We start from the raw sequence: 14,992 nt of genomic DNA on the forward strand, positions 1-14,992 counted from the left end.
ATTGCCGGCATCGAAAGATGCAACGTAAAAGAATCGGTGGAGCGGTAGTTCAGTTGGTTAGAATACCTGCCTGTCACGCAGGGGGTCGCGGGTTCGAGCCCCGTCCGTTCCGCCACTTATTTAATTATGCCTGCTTTATTAGCAGGCATAATGTTAAGCGAGATTTAGGGGCGTAGCTCAGTTGGTAGAGCACCGGTCTCCAAAACCGGGTGTCGCGAGTTCGAGTCTCTCCGCCCCTGCCATATTAAGAACCCTTTGCGAAAGCAAAGGGTTTTTTTTTGCCTATCATTTTTCTTCCTTACCGCTTTGGAATAGAGCGCTTTTGACGCTATATGCCGATGTTTGCCCGATCCTGGTTGCTTCATGTTCCTCCGAACTCTATCCTGCCGGCCTCCTAATTCTTATCTCGTTTTGCATTATCTTCTCTCAGAAGGCGATGAGCGCGTTTTGGTGTGATAGACAGGCATGACCACGATGACGGCGTTTAAGGCCGCCATAACGCTTTAGGCTGCGGTATTTAAAGGTATTTTAAGTAATTGCCGAATCAAAGGCTGTTGATCGCTGTTTTGCAACCAGACGGCATACAGTGGGCGGATAATCGGCGGGATCTCGGTGGCGGCCACCAACTGTGGATACTCTTTTTCCCACTGGCTGGGCAGGAAAGCACATCCGCCCGTGGTTTCCAACAGCTGACGCGTCAGGTGAGCGGAGGTGGTAGTAAGCACCGGCACGCTATCGCCTTCCAGCATGCGGTTTTCCTGTTGGTGGAAGTCGGCTCCCCATTCCAGTTTGATGTAGGGCATTGGGGCCTGTTTGTCACGATAAGCGGATGAGAACAGGCGTAATGAGAAATTGCTCAGCTGCTGGCTGGCCAACTCATCCATCTTCGGCGGTTCAGTGGTGATCAGTAAATCGAGCTGCCTTTCATGCAGTTGTTTTACCAAAGAGTGCCTTAATGCCACCCTGGCTTCTAGCTGCAGCGCTTCGCGTTGTTGATAAAGCGCCTGTAGCCAAGGGGTCAGATAGGCCTCCCACAGCGAAGCGGTAGCGCCGATCGACAACTCGGTGTGTTGCAGCGAACGCACGACCTCCTTTTTCGCCAACTGCCAGGTGTTCATCAGGCTCTCAGCATAGGGCAGAAGCCGCTCGCCGGCAGGCGTCAGGCGGATATTATTGCGATGACGGGTAAATAAATTGGCGCCCAGCTGGTTTTCTAACTGACGGATGCGGAAACTGACCGCGGACTGCGTTAAGTACAAAGATTCTGCGGCTCTGCCAAAGTGACGCGTTCTACTGACCTCCAAAAAGGTTTTCAGTAATTCGGTATCCACACCTATCTCCAAAAAAATTTGTCGTTAAGATTTAAATGTTTTGTTTTACACGCTGTCAAGCCTATCTAATACTCCGCGCCATAAACAGCACGGCCATAAGAGAATTAGGAGCGTGTCAGATGGCGGATAGCTTCACCACGACCAATCGTTTTTTTGATAATAAACATTACCCTCGCGGGTTCTCCCGTCACGGCGATTTCACCATTAAAGAGGCGCAATTGCTAGAGCGCTTCGGCTACGCGTTTAACGAGCTGGACTCGGGCAAACGCCAGCCGGCCACTGAAGAAGAACAACTGTTCGTCGCAGTGTGCCGCGGTGAGCGCGAAGCGGCTACCGAGCAGGAAAAAGTATGGGCTAAATATCTGGCGCGCACACGTCGCCCGAAGAAATTCCATACTCTGTCCGGCGGTAAACCGCAGGCTGACGCAGTAGAAGATTACAGCGACAGCGAAGACTAAAGACGATGGGGCCTGCGGCCCCATTTTCATTCCAGACTACGATGCAGTTGTAACAGCAGGCGGTCCATGCTGCGATAGCCCAGCGCTTCGCTGAGGTGGCGCCTGTCGAGCTCAGCATCTCCCGCCAAATCCGCCAGCGTGCGCGCCACTTTCAAGATGCGCTGCCAGGCGCGAACCGATAACCCCAGCGTGTTTAACGTCGCTTCCAAAAACTCGGCGTCTGCCGCCTGCAGAACGCAATCCCGTTCCACTTCGCGGTTGCTCAGCAGCGCGTTGACTTTACCGGCGCGTTCGAGTTGCCGGGCGCGTGCCTGCAGCACTCTTTTCCGCACTTGTTCGCTGCTTTCTCCGTGTGTTTTCCGATGACTGAGTGTTCCCGGCGGCAACAGCGGCACTTCGATAGACAGATCGAAACGGTCGAGAAAAGGCCCTGACAGCCGGGCCAGATAGCGCAACACCTGCTGCGGTGAGGCGCGATTGTGCAACCCCTGATAATGCCCCGTCGGGCTGGGGTTCATTGCCGCGATCAGCTGCACTCTGGCGGGGAAACAGACCTTGGCGTTGGCGCGTGAAATCACGATCTCGCCGGATTCCAACGGCTCACGCAGCGCATCCAGTACCTTACGCTCGAATTCCGGCAGTTCATCCAGAAACAGCACGCCGTTATGCGCCATCGAGATCTCGCCCGGTCGCGGCAGTGAGCCGCCGCCGACCAATGCCGCCATCGAGGCGCTGTGGTGCGGTGCGCGAAACGGCCTCTGGCGCCATGGTAAGGCAGCGGGAATGTGATGCTGCAAGCTGGCGACCGCCAGACTTTCCAGCGCCTCAGGCTCCGTGAGCGGTGGCAGTAGGCCCGTGAGGCGGCTGGCCAGCATGGTTTTACCGGTGCCCGGCGGCCCAATCAGCAATAGGTTATGCCCGCCAGCGGCGGCGATCTCCAGTGCCCGCTTGGCTTGCTCCTGGCCGATGATATCGCGCAGATCGGCGCTGTCGCAGGCGGTGTCCGCAGCGGGAGGCGTGGCCGCCACCGGCAGTTCGCCCTGGCCGAGCAGAAAGGCACAGACTTCCAACAGGTGCCGGGCGGTATGGGAGTGCGACTGCGCGATCAGGCCGACTTCGGCGGCGTTGTCCGTTGAGAGGATCAGTTGTCGCCCGGCATCAGCCGCCGCCAGCGCCGCCGGGATCGCGCCCCTGACCGCGCGCAGTGAGCCGGACAGCGCGAGCTCGCCAAGAAACTCGTAGCGCGCCAACGGTGCGAGGGGCAATTGCTCGGAGGCGGCGAGGATCGCCAGCGCTATCGGCAGATCGTAACGCCCGCCTTCTTTCGGCAGATCGGCGGGCGCCAAATTGACGGTGATGCGCCGGGCGGGAAAGGTGAAACCGTTATTGATCAGGGCGCTGCGCACCCGATCGCGCGCCTCTTTTACCGTGGTTTCCGGCAGGCCGACCAGCGTCAGGCCGGGCAGGCCATTGCTGATATGCACCTCCACCGTCACGGAAGGGGCCTGAACGCCGATGATGGCGCGGCTATAGATTACCGCCAGTGACATATCGCTCTCCTTACTAAGGGCGACATGATGCGTGATTTATCCGGCCATTGCGCGGCGTTATTGGTGGTTTTTCGATGCATTTAGCAGAGTAATCGCTGATTTTCATCGAAATAAATGAGGTTGTGCGAGCCGCCTCGCAACCTGCGGCAATACCCATTAACAATTCGCTGAAGGCTGCAACACATTAGCGGTCCATACGCATTGCAATCATAGGGTTAACGGGTGTATTTAACAATTGATTAAAAGAAAAATCACGTATTTAACAAACCCCGACCGCCGCCGCATTCTGCCCGGCAGCCGCTAAACCTCCTGACTTCGTACTCTACGGTAGGGATAACACTATGTTTGGTTGGACCCCGCTGCAACGCAACGCGGCAATCGCCAGCTTTTCAAGCTGGACGCTCGACGCTTTCGATTTTTTCGTGCTGGTATTCTTACTCAGTGACATCGCGCAATCCTTTCACGTCGGTCTGGAACAGGTGACGTTGGCGATTCTGCTCACGCTGGCGGTGCGCCCGATTGGCGCGCTGATCTTCGGGCGTGCGGCGGAAAAATATGGCCGCAAGCCGATCCTGATGCTGAATATCGTCTTCTTCTCGGTGTTTGAGCTGCTCTCCGCCGCCGCGCCCTCGCTGACGGTCTTCTTGCTGTTGCGGGTGTTGTACGGCGTTGCGATGGGCGGCATCTGGGGCGTGGCGTCGTCGTTGGCGATGGAAACCATACCGGACCGCTCGCGCGGCCTGATGTCGGGCATTTTCCAGGCCGGCTATCCGTTCGGTTATCTGCTGGCGGCGGTGGTGTACGGCCTGTTGTTCGAAACGGTCGGCTGGCGCGGCATGTTTGTCATCGGCGCGGCGCCGATCCTGCTGCTGCCGTTTATTTATTATTGCGTGCAGGAGTCGCCGGTGTGGCTGGCGGCGCGTGAACGCAAGGAAAGCTCTGCCTTGCTGCCGGTGTTGAAGAGCCACTGGAAGCTGTGCTGCTATCTGGTGCTGCTGATGGCGGCGTTCAATTTCTTCTCCCACGGCACGCAGGATCTGTATCCGGTGTTTCTGAAAGTTCAGCATGGTTTCGATCCAAAAACCGTTAGTATCATCGCCATTAGCTACAATATCGCGTCAATTATCGGCGGCGTTTTCTTCGGTTCGTTGTCGGAAAAGATCGGCCGCAAAAAAGCGATCATCATCGCCGCGCTGCTGGCGCTGCCGGTGATCCCGCTGTGGGCATTTTCCAGCGGTTCGCTGATGTTGGGGATCGGCGCTTTCCTGATGCAGTTCATGGTGCAGGGCGCCTGGGGCGTGGTGCCGACCTACCTGACTGAGCTGGTGCCGGCCAACACCCGCGCGGTGCTGCCGGGGTTCGTGTACCAGCTTGGCAATCTGATCGCCTCGGTCAACGCCACGCTGCAAGCCACCATCGCCGAGCATCATGGGCATAATTATGGCCTGGCGATGGCGAGCGTCGCCGGTACGGTGGCGCTGGCGATCGCCCTGTTGGTGTTCTTCGGCAAGGATACGCGCGGCAAGGCGATCACAGACGCGGTGAGAAATCCGGGCGTGCGCGCCAACGTGTGAAATCCGGGCGATTCGCGTGAGGTATGACCAGATTGCGCCGAATAATAACGCAAAAAAAGTGTTGTCATGCCGCGCGCGACTATGGTACCTCTGTAAGCATTAGTTCTGAATGAGCACAGTGAACAAACCCATTATGAAAGCCTTTGCCCAAGTGATTAGCCTAGTCGTGATTAGCGTGGTGGTGATTATTATCCCACCGTGCGGGGCTGCACTTGGACGAAGAAAGGCTTAGCAAACAAGCCGGAATCGCAAGAGAACCCCCGCACCGTCAGGTCCGGGGGTTTTTTATTGGCAAGAGAAAAGTGGAGCAAGGGTCAGAACATGAAAAGCAGAACAAAATCCTGCAGTTGTCGAAGTAAGGCGGGGAAATAACTATGAATGGCGCTCAGTGGGTAGTTCAAGCGTTGCGTGCGCAGGGTGTGGATACCGTATTCGGCTATCCGGGCGGGGCGATCATGCCGGTGTACGATGCGCTGTACGACGGCGGCGTGGAACACCTGCTGTGCCGACATGAACAGGGCGCCGCGATGGCCGCCATCGGCTACGCCCGCGCCACCGGCAAAGTCGGCGTTTGCATCGCCACTTCCGGCCCCGGCGCCACCAACCTGATCACCGGCCTGGCTGATGCGCTGCTCGATTCCGTTCCCGTTGTCGCCATCACCGGTCAGGTGGGTTCCGCGCTGATCGGCACCGATGCCTTTCAGGAGATCGATGTTCTCGGCCTGTCCTTGGCCTGCACCAAACACAGCTTCCTGGTGGAATCGCTGGACGCGCTGCCGGGCATCATGGCGGAAGCCTTCGCCATCGCCGCCGGTGGCCGCCCTGGCCCGGTGCTGATCGATATCCCGAAAGACATCCAGCTGGCGCAGGGCGACTTGCACCCGCATCTGATACCGGTCGATGAAGTGCCGGCATTCCCGGCGGCGGCGTTGGCGGAGGCGGCCGAGCTGCTGGCGCAGGCGCACAAACCGATGCTGTACGTCGGCGGCGGCGTGGGCATGGCGCAGGCGGTGCCGGCGCTGCGCGAGTTCATCGCCGTGACCCGCATGCCGAACGTCGCCACCCTGAAGGGACTGGGCGCGCCGGATGCGCAAGATCCGCTGTACCTCGGCATGTTGGGCATGCATGGCGCCAAGGCCGCCAACCTGGCGGTGCAGGAGTGCGATCTGCTGATTGCCGTCGGCGCGCGTTTCGATGACCGCGTGACCGGCAAACTGAACGCCTTCGCACCGCACGCCAAAGTGATCCACATGGATATCGACCCGGCGGAAATGAGCAAGCTGCGCCAGGCGCATGTGGCCCTGCAGGGCGATCTGAAAGCGTTGCTGCCGGCGTTGCAGCGCCCGCTGAACATCGCCCCCTGGCAGCAGCAGGTGACGGCGCTGAAAGCCGACCACGCCTGCCGCTACGATCACCCCGGCCAGCCGATCTACGCGCCGCTGTTCTTGCGCCAGCTGTCCGCCCGCAAGCCGGCCAACAGCGTAGTGACCACCGACGTGGGCCAGCACCAGATGTGGAGCGCGCAGCACATGACGTTCGAACGCCCGGAGAATTTCATCACCTCCAGCGGCCTCGGCACCATGGGGTTCGGCGTACCGGCGGCAGTAGGGGCCCAGATCGCGCGCCCGCAAGATACGGTGATCTGCGTCTCGGGCGATGGCTCCTTCATGATGAACGTGCAGGAACTGGGCACCATCAAGCGCAAACAGCTGCCGCTGAAGATCGTGCTGCTGGACAACCAGCGCCTCGGAATGGTGCGTCAATGGCAGCAGCTGTTCTTCGACGGCCGCTACAGTGAAACCAACCTGTCCGATAACCCCGACTTCTTGATGCTGGCCGCCGCCTTTGGCATTCCCGGCCAGCGCATCAGCCGCAAGGATCAGGTGGAGGGCGCGCTCGAGGCGCTGTTCAACACCGAAGGCCCTTATCTGCTGCAGGTCTCTATCGACGAACTCGAAAACGTCTGGCCGCTGGTACCGCCGGGCGCCGGCAACGAAACCATGTTGGAGGAAATATCATGATGCAGCATCAACTCTCGATCCAGGCGCGTTTTCGCCCCGAAATGTTAGAGCGCGTATTGCGGGTCGTGCGTCATCGCGGCTTTCAGGTTTGTGCTATGAATATGGTTTCCCCGGCCAATGCCGACAGCATCAATATCGAATTGACCGTTGCCAGCCCGCGTCCGGTTGCCCTGTTGTCATCTCAATTAAGCAAACTGATGGACGTCTCCTGCGTCGAGATCCAGCAGCCAACATCACAACAAATACGCGCCTGAGGCGCCGAGAAGGATAAATAACAATGACAAAGAAAGCCGATTACATTTGGTTCAATGGTGAAATGGTTCCCTGGGCCGAGGCCAAAGTGCACGTGATGTCGCACGCGCTGCATTACGGCACGTCGGTATTTGAGGGGGTGCGCTGCTACGACTCGCACTTGGGGCCGGTGGTGTTCCGTCATCGCGAGCATATGCAGCGCCTGCACGATTCGGCGAAAATCTACCGCATGCCGGTTTCGCAAAGCGTTGACGAACTGATGGAAGCCTGCCGCGCCACGCTGCGTAAGAACAACCTGGTCAGCGCGTACATCCGCCCGCTGGTGTTCGTCGGCGATGTCGGCATGGGCGTCAACCCGCCGGCCGGTTACAAAACGGACGTGATTATCGCGGCGTTTCCTTGGGGCGCTTATCTGGGTGAAGAAGCGCTGGATCAAGGCATCGACGCGATGGTCTCCTCCTGGCACCGCGTCGCACCAAACACCATCCCCACCGCGGCCAAGGCCGGCGGCAACTATCTTTCCTCTCTGCTGGTGGGCAGCGAAGCGCGTCGCCACGGCTATCAGGAAGGCATCGCGCTCGACGTGCACGGCTACATTTCCGAAGGGGCGGGCGAGAACCTGTTTGAAGTGAAAGACGGCGTGATTTACACCCCGCCGTTCACCTCTTCGGCGCTGCCGGGCATCACCCGCGACGCGATCATCAAGCTGGCGAAAGACATGGGCTTCGAAGTGCGCGAGCAGGTGCTGTCGCGCGAATCGCTGTACCTGGCCGACGAAGTGTTCATGTCCGGCACCGCGGCGGAAATCACGCCGGTGCGCAGCGTGGACGGCATTCAGGTCGGCATCGGCAAATGTGGCCCGGTGACCAAACAGATCCAACAGGCGTTCTTCGGCCTGTTCAGCGGCAAGACAGAAGACAAATACGGCTGGCTGGATCCGGTCAATCCGTAACGACAAGACAGACAAGATAAGAATATCCAGGCGGTTCGTTCGCCGCCTGTCATAAATACATTTGGAGTGAAAAGAGCATGCCTAAGTACCGTTCCGCCACCACCACCCACGGCCGCAATATGGCGGGTGCCCGCGCATTGTGGCGCGCGACCGGGATGACCGACGCCGATTTCGGCAAGCCGATCATCGCCGTGGTCAACTCCTTTACCCAGTTCGTGCCGGGCCACGTGCATCTGCGCGATCTGGGCAAACTGGTCGCCGAACAGATCGAAGCCTCCGGCGGCGTGGCCAAAGAGTTCAACACCATCGCGGTGGATGACGGCATCGCCATGGGCCACGGCGGCATGCTCTATTCCCTGCCGTCGCGCGAACTGATCGCCGACTCGGTCGAATACATGGTGAACGCCCACTGCGCCGACGCGATGGTGTGCATCTCCAACTGCGACAAGATCACCCCGGGAATGCTGATGGCGGCGTTGCGCCTGAACATTCCGGTGATCTTCGTCTCCGGCGGCCCGATGGAAGCCGGCAAGACCAAACTCTCCAATCAGATCATCAAGCTGGATCTGGTGGACGCGATGATCCAGGGCGCGAACCCGAACGTCAGCGACGCCGACAGCGAGCAGATCGAGCGTTCCGCCTGCCCGACCTGCGGTTCCTGCTCCGGCATGTTTACCGCCAACTCGATGAACTGCCTGACCGAAGCGCTGGGCCTGTCGCAGCCGGGCAACGGCTCGCTGCTGGCCACTCACGCCGATCGCAAAGCGCTGTTCCTCAACGCCGGCAAGCGCATCGTCGAGCTGACCAAACGCTATTACGAGCAGGACGACGAGAGCGCGCTGCCGCGCAATATCGCCAACAAGGCGGCGTTTGAGAACGCCATGACGCTGGACATCGCCATGGGCGGCTCGACCAACACTGTGCTGCACCTGCTGGCTTCGGCGCAGGAAGGCGAGGTGGACTTCACCATGGAAGACATCGACCGCCTGTCGCGCAAAGTGCCGCACCTGTGCAAGGTGGCGCCGAGCACGCAGAAATACCATATGGAAGACGTGCACCGCGCCGGCGGCGTAATCGGCATCCTCGGCGAGCTGGATCGCGCCGGTTTGCTGAACCGCGAGGTGAACAATGTGCTGGGGCTGACCCTGCCGCAGACGCTGGAAGCCTACGACGTGATGCTGACCCGCGACGAAAGCGTCAAGAAAATGTACTCCGCCGGGCCGGCCGGTATTCGTACCACGCAGGCATTCTCTCAGGACTGCCGCTGGGATTCGCTGGACACCGACCGCAAGGAGGGCTGCATCCGCACCCGTGAGCACGCCTACAGTCAGGACGGCGGGCTGGCGGTGCTGTATGGCAACCTGGCGGAAAATGGCTGTATCGTCAAAACCGCCGGCGTAGACAAGGAAATCCTCACCTTCCGCGGCCCGGCCAAAGTCTATGAAAGCCAGGATGATGCGGTAGAAGCTATCCTCGGCGGCAAAGTGGTGGCGGGCGACGTGGTCGTTATCCGTTACGAAGGGCCGAAAGGCGGGCCGGGCATGCAGGAAATGCTTTACCCAACCACGTATCTGAAATCGATGGGGCTGGGCAAGGCGTGTGCGCTGATCACCGACGGGCGTTTCTCCGGCGGCACCTCCGGGCTGTCCATCGGCCACGCCTCGCCGGAGGCGGCCAACGGCGGCCTGATCGCCCTGGTGCAGGACGGCGACATGATCGCGATCGACATTCCGCATCGCGGCATCCAGCTGGATGTCAGCGAGCAGGAGCTGGCGGCGCGGCATGAGGCGGAACTGGCGCGCGGCGATGCGGCCTGGACGCCGAAAAACCGTGAACGTCAGGTGTCCTTCGCGCTGCGCGCTTACGCCTCGTTGGCCACCAGCGCCGACAAAGGCGCAGTGCGCGACAAGAGCAAACTGGGGGGATAAGCAGTATGGCGGTCTCTCAACCCCTACCCAGCGCCCCCTGCGGCGCGGAATATCTGCGAGCGGTACTGCGCTCGCCGGTCTACGAGGTGGCGCAGGTCACCCCGTTGCAGGCCATGAGCAAAATCTCTTCGCGCCTCGGCAACACCATTTTGGTGAAGCGCGAAGATCGCCAGCCGGTGCACAGCTTCAAGCTGCGCGGGGCCTATGCGATGATCGCCGGGCTGGACGAAGAGCAGAAGGCGCGCGGCGTCGTAACGGCTTCGGCCGGCAACCACGCGCAGGGCGTCGCCTTCTCCGGTAAACGGCTGGGGATCAAAACGCTGATCGTGATGCCGGTGTCCACCGCGGACATCAAGGTGGATGCGGTGCGCGGCTTTGGCGGCGAAGTGCTGCTGCACGGCGCCAATTTCGACGAGGCCAAGGCGAAGGCGATCGAGCTTTCCCAGCAGCAGGGCATGACCTTCGTGCCGCCGTTCGATCATCCGACGGTGATCGCCGGGCAGGGCACGCTGGCGATGGAGCTGCTGCAGCAAGACGCGCATCTGGATCGGGTCTTCGTGCCGGTCGGCGGCGGCGGCCTGGCCGCCGGGGTGGCGGTGCTGATCAAGCAGCTGATGCCGCAGATCAAAGTGATCGGCGTCGAAGCGGAAGACTCCGCCTGCCTGCGCGCGGCGCTGGATGCCGGCCATCCGGTGGATCTGGCGCGCGTCGGGCTGTTCGCTGAAGGCGTGGCGGTGAAGCGCATCGGAGACGAAACGTTCCGCCTATGCCGTGAGTATCTGGACGACGTGATCACCGTGGACAGCGACGCCATCTGCGCGGCGGTCAAAGATCTGTTCGAGGACGTGCGCGCCATTGCCGAACCTTCCGGCGCGCTGGCGCTGGCGGGGCTGAAAAAGTACGTGCAGCAGCACAACATTCAGGGCGAGCGTCTGGCGCACGTGCTGTCCGGCGCCAACCTCAACTTCCACGGGCTGCGCTACGTTTCCGAACGTTGCGAACTGGGCGAACAACGCGAAGCGCTGTTGGCGGTAACCATTCCGGAACAGCAGGGCAGCTTCCTCAAGTTCTGCCAACTGCTGGGCGGCCGCTCGGTGACCGAATTCAACTACCGCTACGCCGATGCCGACAACGCCTGCATTTTCGTCGGCGTGCGTCTGACGCGCGGCCACGCCGAACGGCGGGAGATCATCGACGAACTCAACGCCGACGGTTATCAGGTGGTGGATCTATCGGACGACGAGATGGCCAAGCTGCACGTGCGCTACATGGTGGGCGGGCGTCCGTCGAAGCCGCTGCGCGAACGGCTGTACAGCTTTGAGTTTCCGGAGTCGCCGGGCGCGCTGCTGAAGTTCTTGCAGACGCTGGGCACGCACTGGAACATTTCGCTGTTCCACTATCGCAGCCACGGCACCGACTTCGGCCGGGTGCTGGCGGCCTTCGAGCTGGCGCAAAGCGAGCCGGAATTCGAGCGGCACCTGCAGGCGCTGGGCTACGATTGCCACGACGAAACCGACAACCCGGCGTTCCGCTTCTTTTTGCAGGGGTGAGTCGGATTGATAAGCAACCGTGACGCGTTAGTCAGTTTATGGGTTGCATGGTTGTGATTTTGTCGTGCATTTTTATACTGCCAAGACTTCTGACGTATAGGGATGCACGACAATGAAAACCGCTTTTTCTACGCCGTTCGGTTCCCCCGAAGACGATTTGACCAACGCCGAGTTTGCCCGCCTGTTGGGCAATACCGGCGTACAAGAATTCTATCGCGATATTAATCTGCAAGCCTTGCAGGACTCGCTGGACTGCAGCCTCGCCTTTCATGGCGTGGGCATTATTTTTTCCGACGGGCAGAACTCATTTTTAGTCCGCCCGACGCAGCACACCGGTTACTCAAACGCTTCGCAGGTTACCCACGTGGTCATCAGCAAAACGGTAGCTCATACTTCACGCGTTGCCGCGACCAATACGCTGTCGGAAGCGTTGAGCAAACCCAGCGTCAGCAAAGAGTTGGCCTCGGCCGCGCTGTCATGCGGAACGCTGCTGGTATCGGTATTTTTACTGGCGTCGGGCAGCGTCGCCGTGCCGTTTACCGGCGGCACCAGCTCGGCGGTGGCTTATCTGGGTTATGCCGGCATGGCTGCCAGCGCGTTGCAGTGCGGCAATGGGCTGTACCGCGTCAACAAGCTTTATGACGGGAAAGGCGATGAACTGGCTCAGCTCGACTCAGAACAGTGGTATATCGCTACCAGTACCGTGCTCGATGTGATCTCGCTGGCCAGTGCCGGGGCTGCCCTGAAGGAAGCGACGATGACCTACCGCGCCATGCGCCGCATTTCGGCGCGCAAGGCGACGGAATGGCTGAAAAGCATGCCCCGTAGCGAAAGGAAGCGGCTGACCGAAAACATCATTCGGGCGGAAAATCCGGGAATTTCCAATAACGTCTTGAAAGAGATGGTGAAGAACGGCTTATACCCGAAGCGCTACCCGACGGAAGCGATCCAAAACGGGCTGCGCCAGCAATTGCATTCGGCGCTCAATAACTCATTGACGTTCGTGGGCAGCGGCATCAGCGGCACCCTGTCTGCGCCGGTGAATGTGAAAACCACCGGGCAGTATTTTGTGGGCATTATGCAGAAATTGCCGCAGATGGTGAGGTAATGGCGGACTGGATGATTAAACGCCTGATCGCGCAGGGCCGGGAGATGGAACGCCAAATCGCGGCGCGCGATGGCGCGCTTTTCGCCGGTGTGGATGCGCAGCTCGAGCAGCATTTCCTGACGCCGGGCCAGCGGCTGTCGCCGCCGGGCGTCGGCAATGTCATGTTGCTGATGGTTTGCCTGACGCTGGGGCTGGCGGGCGTGATGGGCCTGGCCACGGACGTGGCGGCCGCCTGGAGCGGCAAGACTTCCGCTGCCGTTCTCATGGGCAGCGGCGCGATCGTGGCGGTGTGGATGACGTTGATCCTGTTCCAACTGGTGCAGGGTAAAAACAGCGGGGTGGTATTGTTGCAATATTACCTTGGCATGCTCGGCCTGTTTTGCCTTGGCGCCGCGGCGGCGTGGGCGGCGGGGATGACCGGCATCGCCACTGTCGCCATGCTGTTGGGGGGCGTGGTTGGCGGTGCGCTATTCAGCAACCGGGCGGCGTTCTCTCTCTATGTCGCTTATTTTCGCACGCGTCGGCGCGTGTTGATCAAACGCCGTTGGCAGAGGGAAGATCTGCGCAACACCCGATAAACCGTCAGAACGGAAAAACTTATGACGCAACCCTTCTCCGGCTTTAGCCAGCAGGGTCTGAATTTCCTGCAGCAGGTGCGGATCGAGAACGATAAGGCGTGGTTCGACGGCAACCGCGACATCTACGATCGCGAGCTGCTGGCGCCGTTTCGCGCGCTGGTGGAGCAGCTGGCTCCCGGCATGCTGGCGATCGATCCGCTGTTCGAGACTCGCCCGGCGATCGGCAAAACGCTGTCGCGCATTCATCGCGATACGCGCTTTTCACATGACAAATCGCGCTACCGCAGCCGCATGTGGCTGACGTTCAAGCGCCCGAGCAAAGACTGGAAAGACGCGCCGGTTTACTTTTTCGAACTGGGGCCGGACATGCTGCGCTATGGGCTCGGCTACTACAGCGCCAACAAGCCGACCATGGATCTGTTCCGCCATACGCTGAGGCAGCGGCCGCAGCCTTTCCTTGAGGTGGCCGCCTGCTGCCGGCCGCCGTTCGAGCTGGTGGGTGAGAGCTACAAGCGCCCGCTGGTGAAGGAACAGGCGGCGGAGATCGCCACCTGGTACAACCGCAAATCGTTCGCGGTGATGGTGACCGACAGCGAAGTGGAAAAGCTGTTCAGCGCCGATCTGGCGCCGCTGCTGGCCGGGGCATTTTTGCAGCTTGAGCCGCTCTACCACTGGCTGATGCAGGTAGAGACGATGAAGCAGGTCGATCCGGCGGATCTGTAAACCCCGCGTCAGCGGGGATGCAGCAAGCGCCAAAAGGCGTCGATCAGCGGATCGCTGAGGCGCTTTTTCTGAACGCAGACCCCCAGCTCGAACGGTTCGACCATCGAGATGTTATCCAGCTGCGAGATGCGGTTGCGTACCGGCTCCGGGCTGTTGTCCACCACTACGCTCGGGATCAGTGCGATGCCGCAGCCCAAAGCGACCATCGACACGATGGCTTCGTGGCCGCCGACGGTGGCGTAAATCAGCGGATTGCTGATGCGGTGGCGGCGGAACCACAGCTCGATGCGTTTTCGCGAAGGGCCGTGCTCCGGCAGGATGAACGGGATCTCGGCCCAGTCGGGCCTGTCGGCGAACGCCTGGCTGCGCACCGCGCAGGGCAGCGCCGGCGCGATCAGTACCAGCGGGATTTCGCCGATTTTGGTGAACGCCACGCTGGCGGGCAGCGTTTCCGGCCGGCCGGCGATGCCGAGATCGGCCTCGTTGGATTGCACTTTGTCGACCGCGTCGGCGGCGTCGCCGGTGGTCAGCTTAATCTCCACCAGCGGGTGCTGCGCGCGGAAGCGATCGAGGATCGGCGGCAGGTGGCTGTACGCCGCGGTCACCGAGCAGAACAACCGCAGTTCGCCGCTCAGCGAAGGGCCGTGCTGGCCGAGCGAGTGCTTCAGCTGCTGATATTGCAGCAGCGTTTGCTGGGCGAATTCTTTCAGCTGTTCGCCGGCGTCGGTCAGCTGCACGGTGCGGTTATCGCGCAGGAACAGCGGCTGCCCGAGGATCTCTTCCAGCCGCTGGATCTGGCGGGAGAGCGTCGACGGGCTGACGTGCATCGCCTTGGCGGTGCGCCCGAAGTGATGGCTTTCGGCCAGATGCAGGAACAGCTTTAAATCACGTAAATCCATATCGATACGCTCGCAGTGAGTGTGTTGCATAAATTGCAATGTCACGTTCTTAATATATCAATTTAAGC

At 60.3% G+C, this 14,992-nt stretch carries 14 protein-coding genes and 2 tRNA genes; 13 read left to right on the top strand and 3 right to left on the bottom strand.

Annotated features, from left to right (window positions below):
- Positions 1 to 38: 38 nt before the first annotated feature.
- A tRNA-Asp gene (locus ACJ8HB_RS24150) sits at positions 39 to 115 on the top strand.
- A 51-nt stretch (positions 116 to 166) separates the two neighbouring features.
- A tRNA-Trp gene (locus tag ACJ8HB_RS24155) sits at positions 167 to 242 on the top strand.
- Positions 243 to 503: 261 nt separating this feature from the next.
- Here ACJ8HB_RS24155 and hdfR read toward each other — a convergent pair.
- Complete coding sequence (gene hdfR, locus ACJ8HB_RS24160; RefSeq protein ID WP_047570070.1) at positions 504 to 1,331, bottom strand: HTH-type transcriptional regulator HdfR; 828 nt, start codon at positions 1,329 to 1,331, stop codon at positions 504 to 506.
- 119 nt (positions 1,332 to 1,450) lie between these two features.
- Between hdfR and ACJ8HB_RS24165 the strand changes: the two genes are divergently transcribed.
- Positions 1,451 to 1,789 carry a DUF413 domain-containing protein gene (locus ACJ8HB_RS24165; protein ID WP_004929946.1) on the top strand — a complete coding sequence of 113 codons (339 nt, stop codon included), beginning with the start codon at positions 1,451 to 1,453 and terminating at the stop codon, positions 1,787 to 1,789.
- A 26-nt stretch (positions 1,790 to 1,815) separates the two neighbouring features.
- Here ACJ8HB_RS24165 and ACJ8HB_RS24170 read toward each other — a convergent pair whose 3' ends face one another.
- The gene (locus ACJ8HB_RS24170; RefSeq protein ID WP_047570072.1) at positions 1,816 to 3,339 is read right to left on the bottom strand and encodes a YifB family Mg chelatase-like AAA ATPase; all 1,524 of its coding nucleotides are present in this window, start codon (positions 3,337 to 3,339) and stop codon (positions 1,816 to 1,818) included.
- Between the two features lie 341 nt (positions 3,340 to 3,680).
- Here ACJ8HB_RS24170 and ACJ8HB_RS24175 point away from each other — a divergent pair, with 341 nt between their 5' ends.
- The 10 genes from ACJ8HB_RS24175 (at position 3,681) to ACJ8HB_RS24220 (ending at position 14,025) form a co-directional block, all read left to right on the top strand.
- A complete protein-coding gene (locus ACJ8HB_RS24175) occupies positions 3,681 to 4,913 on the top strand; it encodes an MFS transporter (protein WP_047570073.1) in 1,233 nt (410 codons plus the stop codon).
- 133 nt (positions 4,914 to 5,046) lie between these two features.
- Positions 5,047 to 5,145: an ilv operon leader peptide gene (gene ilvL, locus ACJ8HB_RS24180; protein ID WP_013814970.1), complete on the top strand. Its 99-nt coding sequence runs from the start codon at positions 5,047 to 5,049 to the stop codon at positions 5,143 to 5,145.
- A gap of 142 nt (positions 5,146 to 5,287) precedes the next feature.
- Positions 5,288 to 6,934, top strand: coding sequence for an acetolactate synthase 2 catalytic subunit (gene ilvG, locus ACJ8HB_RS24185; protein WP_047570075.1), 1,647 nt, complete (start codon positions 5,288 to 5,290; stop codon positions 6,932 to 6,934).
- On the top strand, positions 6,931 to 7,188 hold the full coding sequence (gene ilvM, locus ACJ8HB_RS24190) for an acetolactate synthase 2 small subunit (RefSeq protein ID WP_004929955.1): 258 nt from the start codon (positions 6,931 to 6,933) through the stop codon (positions 7,186 to 7,188). The genes ilvG and ilvM overlap by 4 nt, the downstream gene beginning before the upstream one ends.
- A gap of 23 nt (positions 7,189 to 7,211) precedes the next feature.
- Entirely contained in the window at positions 7,212 to 8,138 is a 927-nt protein-coding gene (locus tag ACJ8HB_RS24195) for a branched-chain amino acid transaminase (protein ID WP_033636413.1), read from the top strand.
- A 77-nt stretch (positions 8,139 to 8,215) separates the two neighbouring features.
- A complete protein-coding gene (ilvD, locus tag ACJ8HB_RS24200) occupies positions 8,216 to 10,066 on the top strand; it encodes a dihydroxy-acid dehydratase (RefSeq protein ID WP_033649965.1) in 1,851 nt (616 codons plus the stop codon).
- Positions 10,067 to 10,071: 5 nt separating this feature from the next.
- Positions 10,072 to 11,616, top strand: coding sequence for a threonine ammonia-lyase, biosynthetic (gene ilvA, locus ACJ8HB_RS24205; protein ID WP_015379394.1), 1,545 nt, complete (start codon positions 10,072 to 10,074; stop codon positions 11,614 to 11,616).
- A gap of 112 nt (positions 11,617 to 11,728) precedes the next feature.
- Positions 11,729 to 12,724, top strand: a complete 996-nt coding sequence (locus ACJ8HB_RS24210) for a hypothetical protein (RefSeq protein ID WP_033654501.1) — start codon at positions 11,729 to 11,731, stop codon at positions 12,722 to 12,724.
- Positions 12,724 to 13,302: a hypothetical protein gene (locus ACJ8HB_RS24215; RefSeq protein ID WP_047570079.1), complete on the top strand. Its 579-nt coding sequence runs from the start codon at positions 12,724 to 12,726 to the stop codon at positions 13,300 to 13,302. The genes ACJ8HB_RS24210 and ACJ8HB_RS24215 overlap by 1 nt, the downstream gene beginning before the upstream one ends.
- 21 nt (positions 13,303 to 13,323) lie before the next feature.
- Entirely contained in the window at positions 13,324 to 14,025 is a 702-nt protein-coding gene (locus tag ACJ8HB_RS24220; protein ID WP_039569742.1) for a DUF2461 domain-containing protein, read from the top strand.
- Positions 14,026 to 14,033: 8 nt separating this feature from the next.
- Here the strand turns inward: ACJ8HB_RS24220 and ilvY are convergent, their stop codons facing one another.
- The gene (gene ilvY, locus ACJ8HB_RS24225; protein WP_033636409.1) at positions 14,034 to 14,924 is read right to left on the bottom strand and encodes an HTH-type transcriptional activator IlvY; all 891 of its coding nucleotides are present in this window, start codon (positions 14,922 to 14,924) and stop codon (positions 14,034 to 14,036) included.
- Positions 14,925 to 14,992: the final 68 nt, after the last annotated feature.

It is taken from the genome of Serratia sp. CY27727 (genome assembly GCF_052169275.1).
GTDB classification, from domain to species: domain Bacteria; phylum Pseudomonadota; class Gammaproteobacteria; order Enterobacterales; family Enterobacteriaceae; genus Serratia; species Serratia sarumanii.

What these genes read in the sequence shown, in the direction of transcription:
- ACJ8HB_RS24165 (WP_004929946.1), top strand. Translation starts at nt 1,451, where the DNA reads ATGGCGGATAGCTTCACCACGACCAATCGTTTTTTTGATAATAAACAT.
- ACJ8HB_RS24170 (WP_047570072.1), bottom strand. Translation starts at nt 3,339, where the DNA reads ATGTCACTGGCGGTAATCTATAGCCGCGCCATCATCGGCGTTCAGGCC.
- ACJ8HB_RS24175 (WP_047570073.1), top strand. Translation starts at nt 3,681, where the DNA reads ATGTTTGGTTGGACCCCGCTGCAACGCAACGCGGCAATCGCCAGCTTT.
- ilvL (WP_013814970.1), top strand. Translation starts at nt 5,047, where the DNA reads ATGAAAGCCTTTGCCCAAGTGATTAGCCTAGTCGTGATTAGCGTGGTG.
- ilvG (WP_047570075.1), top strand. Translation starts at nt 5,288, where the DNA reads ATGAATGGCGCTCAGTGGGTAGTTCAAGCGTTGCGTGCGCAGGGTGTG.
- ilvM (WP_004929955.1), top strand. Translation starts at nt 6,931, where the DNA reads ATGATGCAGCATCAACTCTCGATCCAGGCGCGTTTTCGCCCCGAAATG.
- ACJ8HB_RS24195 (WP_033636413.1), top strand. Translation starts at nt 7,212, where the DNA reads ATGACAAAGAAAGCCGATTACATTTGGTTCAATGGTGAAATGGTTCCC.
- ilvD (WP_033649965.1), top strand. Translation starts at nt 8,216, where the DNA reads ATGCCTAAGTACCGTTCCGCCACCACCACCCACGGCCGCAATATGGCG.
- ilvA (WP_015379394.1), top strand. Translation starts at nt 10,072, where the DNA reads ATGGCGGTCTCTCAACCCCTACCCAGCGCCCCCTGCGGCGCGGAATAT.
- ACJ8HB_RS24210 (WP_033654501.1), top strand. Translation starts at nt 11,729, where the DNA reads ATGAAAACCGCTTTTTCTACGCCGTTCGGTTCCCCCGAAGACGATTTG.
- ACJ8HB_RS24215 (WP_047570079.1), top strand. Translation starts at nt 12,724, where the DNA reads ATGGCGGACTGGATGATTAAACGCCTGATCGCGCAGGGCCGGGAGATG.
- ACJ8HB_RS24220 (WP_039569742.1), top strand. Translation starts at nt 13,324, where the DNA reads ATGACGCAACCCTTCTCCGGCTTTAGCCAGCAGGGTCTGAATTTCCTG.
- ilvY (WP_033636409.1), bottom strand. Translation starts at nt 14,924, where the DNA reads ATGGATTTACGTGATTTAAAGCTGTTCCTGCATCTGGCCGAAAGCCAT.